Source organism: Pseudomonas sp. R28(2017) (genome assembly GCF_002112505.1).
In the GTDB taxonomy this organism is placed as follows: domain Bacteria; phylum Pseudomonadota; class Gammaproteobacteria; order Pseudomonadales; family Pseudomonadaceae; genus Aquipseudomonas.
The window spans coordinates 21759-35619 of sequence record NZ_NEHW01000013.1 but is presented as its reverse complement, the minus strand read 5'-3'; the positions used below and the strand labels follow the sequence as shown (position 1 = coordinate 35619).

General features: G+C 65.0%; 15 protein-coding genes. 9 read left to right on the top strand and 6 right to left on the bottom strand.

The window, feature by feature from the left end:
* Positions 1–19: 19 nt before the first annotated feature.
* Together amn and CAF78_RS21165 are read left to right on the top strand one after the other, a co-directional pair.
* Positions 20–1483, top strand: coding sequence for an AMP nucleosidase (amn, locus tag CAF78_RS21170; RefSeq protein WP_085677156.1), 1464 nt, complete (start codon positions 20–22; stop codon positions 1481–1483).
* 6 nt (positions 1484–1489) lie between these two features.
* Positions 1490–2125 (top strand): pseudouridine synthase, encoded by a 636-nt coding sequence (locus CAF78_RS21165; protein WP_085677157.1) that lies wholly within the window; start codon positions 1490–1492, stop codon positions 2123–2125.
* 5 nt (positions 2126–2130) lie between these two features.
* Here CAF78_RS21165 and CAF78_RS21160 read toward each other — a convergent pair whose 3' ends face one another.
* The gene (locus CAF78_RS21160) at positions 2131–2334 is read right to left on the bottom strand and encodes a DUF2788 domain-containing protein (protein ID WP_027917747.1); all 204 of its coding nucleotides are present in this window, start codon (positions 2332–2334) and stop codon (positions 2131–2133) included.
* Between the two features lie 52 nt (positions 2335–2386).
* Positions 2387–2863: an Lrp/AsnC family transcriptional regulator gene (locus tag CAF78_RS21155; protein ID WP_003249795.1), complete on the bottom strand. Its 477-nt coding sequence runs from the start codon at positions 2861–2863 to the stop codon at positions 2387–2389.
* Between the two features lie 390 nt (positions 2864–3253).
* On the opposite strand from CAF78_RS21155, the gene CAF78_RS21150 reads away from it, so the two are divergent.
* Positions 3254–4072, top strand: a complete 819-nt coding sequence (locus CAF78_RS21150) for a DUF6515 family protein (protein WP_085677158.1) — start codon at positions 3254–3256, stop codon at positions 4070–4072.
* 1 nt (position 4073) lies between these two features.
* Here the strand turns inward: CAF78_RS21150 and CAF78_RS21145 are convergent, their stop codons facing one another.
* Entirely contained in the window at positions 4074–4943 is an 870-nt protein-coding gene (locus tag CAF78_RS21145; protein WP_085677159.1) for a cation diffusion facilitator family transporter, read from the bottom strand.
* Positions 4944–4968: 25 nt separating this feature from the next.
* Entirely contained in the window at positions 4969–5388 is a 420-nt protein-coding gene (locus tag CAF78_RS21140; protein ID WP_060509604.1) for a hypothetical protein, read from the bottom strand.
* A 115-nt stretch (positions 5389–5503) separates the two neighbouring features.
* On the opposite strand from CAF78_RS21140, the gene hrpB reads away from it, so the two are divergent.
* Entirely contained in the window at positions 5504–8032 is a 2529-nt protein-coding gene (gene hrpB, locus CAF78_RS21135) for an ATP-dependent helicase HrpB (RefSeq protein ID WP_085677160.1), read from the top strand.
* Positions 8033–8042: 10 nt separating this feature from the next.
* On the opposite strand, the gene CAF78_RS21130 is transcribed toward hrpB, so the two are convergent.
* Complete coding sequence (locus CAF78_RS21130) at positions 8043–8537, bottom strand: hypothetical protein (RefSeq protein ID WP_085677161.1); 495 nt, start codon at positions 8535–8537, stop codon at positions 8043–8045.
* A 98-nt stretch (positions 8538–8635) separates the two neighbouring features.
* Positions 8636–9292 carry a YciC family protein gene (locus tag CAF78_RS21125; RefSeq protein ID WP_085677162.1) on the bottom strand — a complete coding sequence of 219 codons (657 nt, stop codon included), beginning with the start codon at positions 9290–9292 and terminating at the stop codon, positions 8636–8638.
* Positions 9293–9446: 154 nt separating this feature from the next.
* Here CAF78_RS21125 and CAF78_RS21120 point away from each other — a divergent pair, with 154 nt between their 5' ends.
* The 5 genes from CAF78_RS21120 (at position 9447) to CAF78_RS21100 (ending at position 13851) form a co-directional block, all read left to right on the top strand.
* Entirely contained in the window at positions 9447–10193 is a 747-nt protein-coding gene (locus CAF78_RS21120) for a DUF2076 domain-containing protein (RefSeq protein WP_085677163.1), read from the top strand.
* A gap of 152 nt (positions 10194–10345) precedes the next feature.
* On the top strand, positions 10346–10825 hold the full coding sequence (locus CAF78_RS21115; RefSeq protein ID WP_027917740.1) for an NYN domain-containing protein: 480 nt from the start codon (positions 10346–10348) through the stop codon (positions 10823–10825).
* 9 nt (positions 10826–10834) lie between these two features.
* Positions 10835–11443: a PolC-type DNA polymerase III gene (locus CAF78_RS21110; protein WP_085677164.1), complete on the top strand. Its 609-nt coding sequence runs from the start codon at positions 10835–10837 to the stop codon at positions 11441–11443.
* 106 nt (positions 11444–11549) lie between these two features.
* Entirely contained in the window at positions 11550–12464 is a 915-nt protein-coding gene (gene yedA, locus CAF78_RS21105; protein WP_085677247.1) for a drug/metabolite exporter YedA, read from the top strand.
* 55 nt (positions 12465–12519) lie between these two features.
* The gene (locus tag CAF78_RS21100; protein WP_085677165.1) at positions 12520–13851 is read left to right on the top strand and encodes a DEAD/DEAH box helicase; all 1332 of its coding nucleotides are present in this window, start codon (positions 12520–12522) and stop codon (positions 13849–13851) included.
* Positions 13852–13861 lie beyond the last annotated feature (10 nt).

The window sequence follows — 13861 nt, the reverse complement described above, 5'->3', positions numbered from 1 at the left end:
TCCAGACAGGAAGCCCAGAGTGAGCCAAGCTTTTGTAGTCGTTGATACCCCCGAACAGGCCGTCGACCGTCTGGCGGCCCTGCATGAACAGGCCACCGGGGCCCTGAGCCAGGCCCTCAAGCGTTACCTCAAGGACCGTACCGAGCCGGGAGCCGATGAGCGCGCCCTGTACCGCTACCCGGCGCTGCGCCTGACCTACTACAGCCACGGCGAAGTGGCCGCCACCACCCGCGCCTACGCCAAGGTCCAGGTGGCGGGCACCTACAGCGTCACGGTCACCCAGCCCGCGGCATTCCGCGGTTACCTGCTCGAACAGCTGCGCCCGTTGATGCATGACTACACGGTGACCGTGGAAGTCGGTGTCAGCGAGCAGAACATCCCGTACCCCTACGTGGTCGACCAGGGTGATGAACTGGCCGGCAGCGGCATCACCGCCGCCGAGCTGGCGCGGGTGTTCCCCAGCACCGACCTGTCGGCGGCCACCGACAACATCGCCGATGGCCTGTGTGACTGGGGCAATGCCGAAACCCTGCCACTGGCGCTGTTCGATGCCGCCCGCGTGGACTTCTCCCTGCGCCGCCTGGTGCACTACACCGGCAGCGACTGGCGCCACGTGCAGCCGTGGATTTTGCTGACCAACTACCACCGTTATGTCGACCAGTTCATCAGCCACGGCCTCGAGCAGCTGCGTGAAGACCCGCGCTTCGTGCGCATGGTGCTGCCGGGCAACGTGGTGATCGAGAAGGGCATGGACCATGGCGAAGCCCAGGCCCTGGTGGCCAGCGTGGTCTGGCACCGCTACCAGATGCCGGCCTACCACCTGATCGCGGGTGACGGTGATGGCGTGACCCTGGTCAACATCGGCGTCGGCCCGTCCAACGCCAAGAACATCACCGACCACCTGGCGGTGCTGCGCCCGCACTGCTGGCTGATGATCGGCCACTGCGGCGGCCTGCGCCAGTCGCAGACCATCGGCGACTACGTGCTGGCCCACGCCTACATGCGCCGCGACGGCATTCTCGATCGGGTGGTACCGCCCAACATTCCGATCCCGGCGCTGGCCGAAGTGCAGCTGGCGCTGCAGGAAGCCGCAGCGCAGGTAACCGGCGAGCGCGGCGAAGAGCTGAAGAAGCGCCTGCGCACCGGCACCGTGCTGACCTACGACGACCGCAACTGGGAGCTGCGCTGGGCCCAGGAGCGCCCCTTGATCAACCTGTCGCGCGCCGTGGCGGTGGACATGGAAAGCGGCACCATCGCTGCCCAGGGCTATCGCCTGCGGGTGCCGTACGGCACCTTGCTGTGCGTGTCCGACAAACCGTTGCACAGCGAAATCAAGCTGCCGGGTTCGGCCAACGCCTTCTACAACCGTGCGGTCAGCCAGCACCTGAAGATCGGCATTGCCGCCCTCGACCTGCTGCGCACCGAGCTCAATTCGTTGCACTCGCGTAAACTGCGCAGCTTCGATGAGCCGCCGTTCCGCTGAGGATCCATGCCACTGCCACCCCGCTCCAAGCCGCGCCGCCCCCAGGCGCGGCCTGCCGGCCCCCGTCGCCAGGCCAAGGCGCCACCGGCCGAGCCACGCCTGATTGTGTTCAACAAGCCATTCGATGTGCTGACCCAGTTCAGCGACGGCGAAGGGCGCGCGACGCTCAAGGATTTCATCGACATCCCAGGCGTGTACCCGGCCGGGCGGCTCGACCGTGACAGCGAAGGCCTGTTGCTGCTGACCAACGATGGCGGCCTGCAGGCGCGCATTGCCGACCCGAAGCACAAGTTGCCCAAGACCTATTGGGTGCAGGTAGAAGGCGAACCGAGCGACGAACAGATCCAGCGTTTGCGCGATGGCGTGGAGCTCAATGATGGCCCCACCTTGCCTGCCGAAGCCCGGCGTCTCGATGAGCCCGAGCTATGGCCACGCAATCCGCCGGTACGGTTCCGCAAGAGCGTGCCGACCAGCTGGCTGGAGCTGGTGATCCGCGAAGGGCGCAATCGCCAGGTACGTCGGATGACTGCCGCAGTCGGCTTGCCGACCTTGCGCCTGGTACGGGTGCGGATCGGCGACTGGGCACTGGATGGGCTGGAGCAGGGCTGCTGGCGCGAGGTTGCCCCGAAGCTCGCGCGTTGAGGGGCCTAGACCCCTTCGAGAAACGCTACCACCACGCTCTTGATGATGAAGGCCAGCACGCCCAGCCCGAGCACGAAGAACAGGATCATCGTGCCAAAGCGCCCGGCCTTGGACTTTTTTGCCAGGTCCCAGACGATGAAGCCCATGAAACCGATCAGTACGGTGACGAGGACGATCATCATCCACTCTTCGAATACGGCGGGATCCATCTGTGTTCTCCAGGCAGGCTGAGCTTCCGATTATACGCGGGCGAGCAGGCGTTTAGCGCAGGTGGGTCAAGGGCAGTTCGGTGCTCGCCAGTACCTGGTTGAGCACGAAGCTCGAACGCACGCTGGTCACGCCTTCGATACGGGTCAGGCTGCCTAGCAGCAGTTTCTGGTAGTGGTCCATGTCCGGCACCACCACCTTGAGCTGGTAGTCGGCATCCATGCCGGTGACCAGGCTGCATTCGAGCACCTGCGGCAGGTTGCGGATGGCAGCTTCGAACGTTTCGAAGCGCTCCGGAGTGTGCCGGTCCATGCCGATCAGCACGTAGGCGGTCAAGCTCAGGCCGAGCTTCTTGCGGTCGAGCAGGGCGACCTGGCGCGAGATATAGCCGTCGTCTTCCAGTTGCTTGACCCGACGCGAGCATGGCGATGGCGACAGGCCGATGCGTTCGGCCAGCTCCTGGTTGGAAATGCGCGCGTCGCGCTGCAATTCGGCGAGGATGCTCAGGTCGTAGCGGTCAAGTTTGCTCATGGAAAAGGCCTTTTCTGTTCGGATTGCGGTGAATTATCAATCCAGGGTTAAAAATTGCGCAAGTGCTATTTATCTGAGCAATATTCGCAATCCTGTGCCGCTATCAGTCCCGTATCGTTAACCCCAGAATCACTGCCCGGACATCAGTCCACGGCGACGGCCCCAGGCGGGCGGTCGCGGCCAGCCATCCAACAGGATCTGCAGGCCCCCGGGCTACACGGCTTCCAGAAGACGCTGTGAGGTGAGCCGGCGCCACAAGTGCCGAGCACGGACGACAATTCTCAAAGGGAGGCCAATGGCCTCCCTTTTTTCATGGTCGCGATTTCATCTGCCCGTGGCGCCAGCGCGGTAGACTGGCGGCATGCCGTATTCTTTACCGTGAGGAACAACATGAAGTCGCGCATCTGGCAGTTGGCAGGTGTTGGTTTGCTGGGTTTGAGCATCAGCCTCGGGGCCCTGGCCGAAGGGCCGGGCGAAGGGCATGGCAACGAAGGTGGCCCCGGCCGCTCACTCAATTCGCGTGACGAAGTGCAGCAGACCCAGCCCGCGCGGCAGGGCTATTACCAGGATATCCCCCGGCATAACGGCGACAACCGTCACTGGCAAGCCGGCGGCCCAGGGCAACGGCCCGGTGGCGACTGGCAGGGGCGTCCGGACGGCCACGGCAATGGCTGGGGCCCCGGGCCGCAGTATCGCCCAGGGCACACCATCGATCACTTCCCGGACCGCTACTGGAAGGTGCCGTACCGCGGCAATGACTACTTCTACTCCGGCGGCTACTGGTACCGCCCGCATGGCGGCAGCTACGTGGTGGTGACCCCGCCCTACGGCGTGCGGGTCAACTACCTGCCGTCCTATGCGCGGGAAGTCTGGCTGGGCGGCGCCCTGTTCTTCCTGGTGGCCGACACCTACTACCAGTACCTGGCCGACAGCCAGGAGTATGTCGTGGTCAACCCGCCCGCCATGGCCCCGGCACCGTTGCCGACGGCAGCCCCGGCCGGCAATGGCTACGACGTGATGGCCTACCCGATGTACGGCCAAGGGCAGGAGCAGCAGGACCAGGACCGCTACCAGTGCCACCGCTGGGCGGTGAGCCAGTCAGGCTTTGACCCGGCAACCGCGCCTTATGCGCCGCCCGTGGAAGTGGCGAGCAACTACCGGCGGGCGCTGAGTGCCTGCTTCAGTGGCCGAGGCTATAGCGTCAACTGATTCACACCGGATCGGCATGCACCATCACATCCGCCTGTGGATAACGCTGGCGGATGACTGCCGAGGCCCGTACGCACAAGTCGTGGGCCTCATGCAGCGGCAGTTGCCCCGGCAGCTCCAGGTGCAGTTGCACGAACCACTGGTTGCCCGACACCCGCGTGCGCAGGTCGTGCACGCCTTTCACGCCGGGAATGCCCAGGACCAGTTCGGCCATCCCTTCGCCGATGTCGCCGGGTAATTCCTTGTCCATGAGAATCGCCGTGCTTTCGCGGGCAATCTGCAGTGCACTCCAGAGGATGTAGAACGCGATGCCGAGGCCGAACAGCGCATCCAGCTGTGGCCAGCCAACGCGCGCCAGCAGCAGGGCGAGCAGGATGCTGCCGTTGAGCAACAGGTCGGAGCGGTAATGCAGTGAATCGGCGCGCACTGCCGTGGAACCGGTCAGGCGAATGACTTTGCGCTGCAATGCCAGCAAGGCGACGGTCAGCGCCAGTGACAGCAGCATCACGGCGATGCCGATGGCCGTGTCGCCCAGCGGCTCTGGTGCTCGCAGGCGCTCGACAGCCTGCACCCCGATCAACACCGCGCTCACCCCGATGAACAGTGCCTGGGCCATGCCGGCCAGGGCCTCGGCCTTGCCGTGGCCGAAACGATGGTCGTCATCGGCCGGGCGCAAGGCGTAATGCACGGCGAGCAGGTTGAGGAACGAGGCGACGGCATCCAGTGCCGAATCGGTCAGCCCGGCCAGCAGGCTGACCGAGCCGCTCAGCCACCAGGCCACAGCCTTGCTCAGGACCAGGATGCTGGCCACCGCCAGTGATGCGCGGGTGGCCAGGCGCAGCAGGCGCTGGTGTTCGGCCGGGGTAATCATGCCCAGGGTGATGTCCTTGTGAAGATCAGGCCGCAGGTACCAGGCCCAAGGCCGCCAGCTGCTCGACGCTGCCGCGGTGCTGGATCAGCCGCGGGTCGTCCAGCGGCAGGCGCTGGCCCAGTTCGCTTTCGAGAATGGCCTGCAGCTTGAGGTTGTCGACCTTGCCGTCCGGGCTGACGGCGTCACGCAGTTTGGCCGGGTCGACCTGGGCTGTGTGGCCGCCCTTGTAGTAGATGGCGCCCGTGGCGAAGTCGATGCCAAAGGCGATCAGGCCCGGGATCACGTAGAACAGGATACCGATGGCGTCCATCGCGGCAACCACGGGGTCGATCTTGCCGCCGATCTGGCCGCGGCGCTCTGGATAGAAAATGGTGCCGCAGGCCGTCAGCTGGGTCAGCAGGGTGACGATCAGGGCGCCACCAATGACGCGGGATGGGATGCGCATGTAAATCTCCGAAAAGTATTCAGCAGGGCAAGCGAAGCGCCAGCACCTGAAGCTAAGACCATGATAGAGCAGGCTGGGTTCGCCGTTATACTCGCCAGACTGTTCGAGGACCACCATGATTTCTTTACCGATCGATGCTGTCTTGCCCGCCTTGCGTGAAGCCCTGCAAACCCGCGACGAAGCCGTGCTCGAAGCGCCTCCCGGTGCGGGCAAGACCACCCGCGTACCGCTGGCGCTGCTGAACGAACCGTGGCTGGCCGGGCAGACCATCCTCATGCTCGAGCCGCGCCGCCTGGCTGCGCGCGCAGCGGCCGAGCGCCTGGCCAGCGAACTGGGCGAAAAGGTCGGTGAAACCGTGGGCTACCGCATCCGCCTGGACAGCAAGGTCGGGCCGAACACTCGCATCGAAGTGGTCACCGAAGGCATTCTCACCCGCCGGCTGCAGGCTGACCCGGCACTCGACGGCGTGGGGCTGCTGATCTTTGATGAATTTCATGAGCGCAGCCTGGATGCCGACCTGGCCCTGGCGCTGAGCCTCAATGGCCGCGAACTGCTGCGTGACGACCCACCGCTGAAGATACTGCTGATGTCCGCGACCCTGGAAGGCGAGCGCCTGTCGCGGCTGCTCGACGACGCGCCGGTGGTCAGCAGTGAAGGGCGCATGCACCCGGTGGATATCCGCTGGGGCCGGCCGTTCCAGCCGGGCGAGTTCATCGAGCCGCGGGTAGTGGATAACGTGCTGCTGGCGTTGGCCGAACAGCCCGGCAGCGTGCTGGTGTTCCTGCCCGGCCAGGCCGAGATCCGCCGTGTGCACCAGAGCCTGCAGGACGCCTTGGGCGAGCGGCCGGAAGTGCTGCTTTGCCCGCTGCACGGTGAACTGGACCTCAACGCCCAGCGCGCGGCCATCGACCCGCCGCCCAAGGGCCAGCGCAAGGTGGTACTGGCCACCAACATCGCCGAAACCAGCCTGACCATCGACGGCGTGCGCGTTGTCATCGATGCCGGCCTGGCGCGCGTGCCGCGTTTCGACCCCGGCAGCGGCATGACCCGCCTCGATACCCAGCGGATCTCCCGCGCCAGTGCTACCCAGCGCGCGGGCCGCGCCGGGCGCCTGGAGCCGGGGGTGTGCTACCGCCTGTGGTCCGAGGCTCAGCATGAACAACTGGCCGCGCACGGCAGCGCCGAGATCCTCCAGGCCGACCTCGCTGGCCTGGCCCTGCAGCTTGCTCGCTGGGGGGTTACGCCGGAGCAGTTGCGATGGCTCGACCAGCCGCCGGCAGCAGCCTTCTCCCAGGCCGAGGACCTGCTGGCGCGGCTGGGGGCGTTCAGGCCTGGCAGCCGTGACAACCTCAGCGAGCATGGCCAGGCCATGGCCGAACTGCCGGCTCACCCCCGCATCGCGCACCTGCTGCTGCGTGGCCAGGACCTGGGCCTGGCCACGATGGCGTGCGATGTCGCCGCCTTGCTTGGCGAGCGCGACATCCAGCGCGGTGGTGGTGCCGACCTGCACGGCCGCCTGGCGCTGGTCAGCGGCGAGAGCAAGGCCGGCCGGGGTGGCCAGGGGGGCGTGCAGCGTGCCCGGCAACTCGCCCGCCAGTACCGTGGCCTGTTGCGCGGCAAGGCCGGCGCAGCGGTGGCCGACCCTGACCATCCCCGCTGGCTCGGTGCCTTGCTGGCACTGGCCTATCCCGATCGGGTTGCTCAGCAACGGCGCGAGGGCGGTGCCGAGTATCGCCTGGCCAACGGCCGTGCGGCCTTGTTCGCCGAAGTCGATGCATTGATGAAATGCCCGTGGCTGGTGATCGCCGACCTGGGTAGCCGCCAGGGCCAGCGGGAAGAGCGCATCTACCTGGCAGCCGAGTTCGACCCGGCGCTGCTCGATGACGTGCTGGCCGAGCAGGTAGAGTGGGTCGATATCCTCGACTGGGACGAGCGCGAGCAGGTGCTGCGTGCCGAACGCCAGACCAAGGTCGGCGAGCTGGTGCTCGGCCGCGAACCGTTACCCGGCCTGGATGACGACGCCCGTGCCAAGGCGTTGCTTGGCCTGGTGCGGCGCAAGGGCCTGAACCTGCTGACCTGGACCCCGGAGCTTCGCCAATGGCAGGCGCGAGTGGCACTGTTGCGTCAGCTTGATCTGGACAAGGAGGGGCAAAGCGAATGGCCTGACCTGGGGGACGACGCGCTGCTGGCGACCCTGGAAGACTGGCTGCAGCCATATCTGGGCAAAGTCTCGCGGCTGAGCCATTTCGCCGCCTTGGACCTGTCCTCGATCCTGCGCAATCTTCTGCCTTGGCCATTGCCACAGCGCCTGGACGAATGGGCACCGGCGCATCTGGCGGTGCCGTCCGGCTCGAATATTCGCCTGGACTACAGTGAAAACCCACCGATTCTCGCCGTGCGTCTGCAGGAGCTGTTCGGCCTCGCCGATACTCCGTGCATTGCCCAAGGCCGTCAGCAGGTGAAGTTGCATCTGTTGTCACCTGCTCGGCGGCCGGTGCAGGTGACCCAGGACCTGGCCAGCTTCTGGCGCACGACGTATGCCGAGGTGAAGAAGGATCTGAAAGGGCGTTATCCCAAACACTACTGGCCGGATGACCCCTTGGTAGCCGAGGCGACCGCGCGGGCGAAGCCGCGCGGCACCTGAAGGGCAGGGTTCAGCCATCTTGCTTAAGCAGGAAGGTGAGTGTTTTGCCTTCCTTCGTGTTCAGCAGGTAGTGTGTCTGGCGGTTGTAATGCGGGGTGTCCAGGATGGCTCCCGCCCGGTAGCCCTGATGATCACGCAGGTGACAGATAAGGCCGTGCTCCGACAGTTCCAGCGGTTCGATCTTCCAGTAATCGGTCACTTCCGATCGCTGGTAGAAGCCCAGGTAACCGTTCAGGCTCAGGCCCAGTTTCTTAGGGGGATTCGCATTGCCAGAGAGGCTGATGTGGTAATGCAGTCGGTCTTCTGTCTGGGAGTCGAAAGCAAAATTCAGGCGTATGGATCTCTGCTCACCGCCTGCCATGAGCCAGTCGTCCTGAGGCGTGATTCCCCAATTCCATTTATCGCGGCTCCTGCTGAGCCGCAGGGGCACATCTCTGTCGGTGGCCATTGCATACAGTAGGCCGCTGAACGATCTGGCATAGGCGTCTTGGATTTGCGAGTCCATGTGGAGTCTCCGGTTGATCGACACTCCACCGTATGGATCGGGCATGCCAGATGGGAGGCTGAATGGCTTCCTCCAGCGCGTCGAGGACACAACAGCTGTCAGGTGGCTGATTCACCCTCCAGCAGCATGAACAGGCGATACAGCACCACGGTGCTGAACAGTTGCAGGAAGCCGCTCAGGCTGTCCATGGCCAGCTCGACCCCCGGTGCGGGTTCGGGGAAAGCCATCAGCAACAGCCCGTCGATCAGCCAGATCGGTGCCAGCACCCCCAGCACGCAGATCATGATGCGCAGGAAGTGCCCAGTGGTCATCCGCGCACTTTCGCGCATCGACTGCACCACCGGCAGGCCACGCAGCACCAGCAGGTACTCGGCGAACACCAGATTGATCATGATCCACACGCCCGGGAAGACCAACAGGGCAAGGCCGGCCATGATCAGCAGCGAGCTGATCAGGATCAGCAGGGCCAGTTGCGGCCACAGCTGCACGGCGCGGGCGAACAGGTCACGGCGGGGGATTTCCTGGCCGTTGCTGCGGGTATCCAGGTAGAGGATCAGCGCTGCGCTGTACAGCGGGTAGAACAACAGGCTGATCAGCATTCCGTAAGCGGGAGAGGCCTCGTCGCCCAGTTGCCGGTACAGCACTTGGGTCGTGAGGGCTTCGAGCACCACCAGTGGCAGGCACAGCGGGATGATGCTGGCCAGGTGGCGGCGGAAGAAGTACAGGGAGTCGCGCAGAACGCTCAGCGGATTCATCAGTCAACATCGCATGGCAATAAAACAGGGGCCTAACTTTAGCCCAGAGCAGTTACTTGCTGAAAAAAGTTTCACCCGCGCGGTGATTGAATCCGCAGCCCGTGCGCCCCATCTTTGGCGTGTCCGATGTCCTGCTAGCCCATGAGGTAGCCCAATGAACACTGATGAACAAACCCTGATCGACGGCCTGTTCGGCCGCATCAAGCAAGCCGAAGACCCGAGCCAACCGCGTGATGTGCAGGCGCAGGCGCGGATCGAAGAGCATGTCCGCCAGCAGCCGGCGGCGCCTTACTACATGGCCCAGGCGATCCTGGTTCAGGAAGCTGCGATCAAGCGCCTGGACGAGCAGAACAAACAGCTGGAGGCGGAGTTGAAGCAAGCCCGGGCCCAGCTCGAGGCTACCCGTGCCAGCAGCGGTAACGGCGGGGGTGGGTTCCTCTCCAGCATCTTTGGTGCCGGAGCGCGCAATCCGGAGCCGGCTCAACCGCAGCGCCCAAGTGCACCGGTAGCCTCGGGCGGTGGTTGGCGCGAGCCGAGTGCACCGGGCTTCTCCCAGCCGCAGCCGCAAATGCAAGCACAACCTCAAGCCGGCTTCGGCGCCGCACCGGCGCGCAGTGGTGCCAGCAGCTTCCTGGGTGGCGCGATGCAGACCGCTGCCGGGGTTGCCGGTGGTGTGTTGCTGGCGCAAGGCATCAGCAGCCTGTTCAACCACCACTCGCAGCCTGAGGAAGTGGTCGAGGTGATCAAGGAAGAGCCGGCACCGGCCAGTGACAGCGGCGGCTGGAACGACCAGGGCGGGCAGCAGCAGGTTGCCGACAATGGCGGCTGGGGCAACGATCAGGGCGGCTGGGCCGATACGGATGATGGTGGCTTCTTCTCGGATGACGATACGTTCGTCTGACCGGTCTGGCATACTGGCGGCATTTCAGGGGGCGCTTTGCGCCCCTTTCGCGGGCAAGCCCGCTCCCACAGGGTAGGTGCAACTTCCAGGTTTGCACTTGACCTGTGGGAGCGGGCTTGCCCGCGAATTCTTCCAGACCATGAGGTTCTCAGGTGAAAAAGATCGCGCTGTTCGCCGATGTGCAGAACCTCTACTACACCGTGCGCCAGGCCCACGGCTGCCACTTCAACTACACCGCACTGTGGAAGGACGTCAGCCGCGAAGGCGAGATCGTCGAGGCCGTGGCCTATGCCATCGATCGCGGTGACAGCAAGCAGCAGCAATTCCAGCAGATCCTGCGCAACCTCGGCTTCGACGTGCGCCTCAAGCCGTTTATCCAGCGCAGCGACGGTTCGGCCAAGGGCGACTGGGACGTGGGCATCACCCTCGATGTGATCGATGCGGCCAGTCGGGTCGACCAGGTGGTGCTGGCTTCCGGCGATGGTGACTTCGACCTGCTGCTGGAGCGGGTCATCCAGCGCCATGGCACCGAGGCAGTGGTCTATGGCGTTCCCGGCCTGACGGCGTTGTCGCTGATTCGTGCCGCCACCCGCTATGTGCCCATCGAGGGCGCGCTGTTGCTCAAGCACTAAGGTTTTTTCATGGAACGTATTGCTGTCATCGACTTTGAAACCACGGGCATTTCCCCCGGTGCCGGCTGCCGCGCCACCGAGGTGGCTGTGGTGATGCTGGAAGGCGGGCGCATCGTCGAGCGCTATCAGAGCCTGATGAATGCCGGTGTGCCGGTGCCAGCCTTCGTCGCCGGGCTGACCGGCATCACCACCGCCATGCTGCGCACTGCGCCGCCGGTGGACGAGGTGATGAACGAAGTGGCCGAATTCGTCGGGGATACTCCGTTGCTGGCGCACAACGCCACTTTCGACCAGAAGTTCTGGGATTACGAACTGAGCCGCATCGGCCGCAGCCGTCGCCAGTCCTTTGCCTGTTCCCTGCTGCTGTCACGGCGCCTGCTGCCGGCGGCGCCGAACCACAAGCTGGGTACCCTGACCCGTTGGGCCGGGCTGCCGGATACCGGCACTGCGCACCGGGCCATGGCCGATGCGGAGATGGCCGCCAACCTGCTGCAACACCTGGCAGGCGTGCTACGCCAGGCCCATGGCGTCCAGCAACTTTCCCACGAACTGCTTTGCCGGCTGCAGAAAACCCCTGCCGCCAAGGTGTGCGAAATCTTGGCCAAGCTCGCCCGATGAGCGCAGCCAAAGTGTGCCGCTCATTTTGCGCGGTTTTGTAACTTATCTTTACTTGTATACAGGCCTAAACTCGGTCGCCCGAAAACGGATTTCTGAGTTGCCTGCCATGCCTGCCTCCCGTCGCTTTCCGCTGCTGCTCGTCGGCGCCTTCCTGGCCTTGTACCTGGTCTGGGGTTCCACTTACCTGTTCATTCGCATCGGCGTCGAGTCGTGGCCGCCGATGCTGATGGCGGGGGTGCGCTTCCTGATTGCGGGCGGTTTGCTGTACGGCTTCCTGCGCTGGCGCGGGGTGCCGGCACCGACCTGGGCGCAATGGCGGGCGGCAGGTGCCATTGGCTTTCTGCTGCTCAGTTGCGGTAACGGCGGTGTGACCGTGGCCGAGCATGCTGGCGTGGCATCGGGCGTGGCAGCGTTGGCGGTGGCCACGGTGCCGCTGTTCACCCTGGTCTTTGGGTTGCTCTTTGGTCATCGCAACTCGCGCCTGGAATGGGCCGGGATCTTCCTCGGCCTGCTCGGCATCGGCCTGCTCAACCTCGGCTCGAACCTGCAGGCCAGCCCCATCGGCGCGGCGCTGATTCTGTTCGCGGCGGCTTCGTGGGCGTTCGGTTCGGTGTGGAGCAAAAGCCTGCCGCTGCCCCAGGGGCCGATGGCCAGTGCCGCCGAGATGCTGGTCGGCGGGGCGGTGTTGCTGCTGGGCAGTGTGCTCTCCGGTGAGCGCATGACGCAGATGCCGACTGCGGCAGGCTGGGGCGCGCTGGCCTACCTGGTGTTGTTCGGTTCGATCCTTGCTTTCAGTGCCTACATGTACCTGCTCAAGAACGTGCGCCCGGCTGCTGCCACCAGCTATGCCTACGTCAACCCGGCGGTGGCGGTGCTGCTGGGCATCGTTTTCGCCGGCGAACAGATCGGCGCGGAAGAATGCCTGGCCATGGCGGTGATTATCGGCGCGGTGGTGCTGATCGGCCTGCCGCAGTGGCGCAAGGCGCCCGAGCAGCCAATGAAGGGCGAAATCTGCAAGTAGCCAGGGGCGATGCGGTAAACTTGCCGCCTTCGCTGAACCCCCTGACGGTATTGCCATGAATTTCGCCCAACTCGGCCTGATCGAACCGCTGCTGCGCACCTTGCAGCAGCTGGACTACACCACCCCGACCCCGGTCCAGGCCAAAGCCATCCCTGCCGTGCTGGCTGGCCGCGACCTGATGGCTGCGGCCCAGACCGGCACCGGCAAGACCGCCGGTTTCGCCCTGCCAGTGCTGCAGCGCCTGGCTCTGGAAGGTGAGAAGGTCGCCAGCAATTCGATCCGCGCACTGGTACTGGTGCCAACCCGCGAGCTGGCCGAGCAGGTGCACAACAACGTGCGCGAGTATGCCGAGAACCTGCCGCTGAGCACCTATGCGGTGTACGGCGGGGTCAGCATCAACCCGCAGATGATGCGCCTGCGCCGTGGCGTCGACCTGCTGGTCGCCACGCCTGGCCGCTTGCTCGACTTGTTCCGTCAGAACGCGGTGAAGTTCAACCAGGTGCAGACCCTGGTGCTCGACGAAGCCGACCGCATGCTCGACCTGGGCTTTGCCGAGGAGCTGCAGTCGGTGTACGCCGCCCTGCCACGCAAGCGCCAGACGCTGCTGTTCTCTGCCACGTTCTCCGAGCAGATCCGCATGCTCGCGGGCCTGGCCCTGAACGACCCGCTGAGCATCGAAGTCAGCCCGCGCAACGCTGCGGCGACCACGGTCAAGCAGTGGCTGGTGCCTGTGGACAAGAAGCGCAAGGCCGACCTGTTCATGCACCTGCTGCGCAAGCAGCGCTGGAAACAGGTGCTGGTGTTCGCCAAGACCCGCAATGGCGTGGATCAGCTGGTCGAGCGCTTGCTGGCTGACGGTGTAAATGCCGACGGCATCCATGGTGACCGCCCGCAGGCCACCCGCCAGCGCGCGCTGGACAGCTTCAAGGCGCGGGAGATCCAGGTGCTGGTGGCGACCGATGTCGCGGCCCGTGGCCTGGATATCGACGACCTGCCGCTGGTAGTCAATCTCGACCTGCCGATCGTGGCCGAGGACTATGTGCACCGCATTGGCCGTACCGGCCGGGCCGGCAACAAGGGCGAGGCGATTTCGCTGGTGTGTGCCGATGAAGTGCAGATGTTGTCGGCGATTGAAGTGCTGACCCGGCAGACCTTGCCGCGTCATGAGGAGCCAGACTTCATCCCCGAGCACCGGGTGCCGATGACCGATGCCAGCGGCCAGGTGATCAAGAAGCCGAAGAAGCCCAAGAAGCCCAAAGAGAACAGCGCCAAGCGTGGTCTGGGGCGTTGGATGGACAGTGCCGAGGCAGGGGCTGGTGAGCCGGCGGTGAAGGCTGTGCGTAAAGTACCGAGCTTCAACGGCGGGCCGCGCAAGCGTAAGCCTTGAGTCTCTGGGG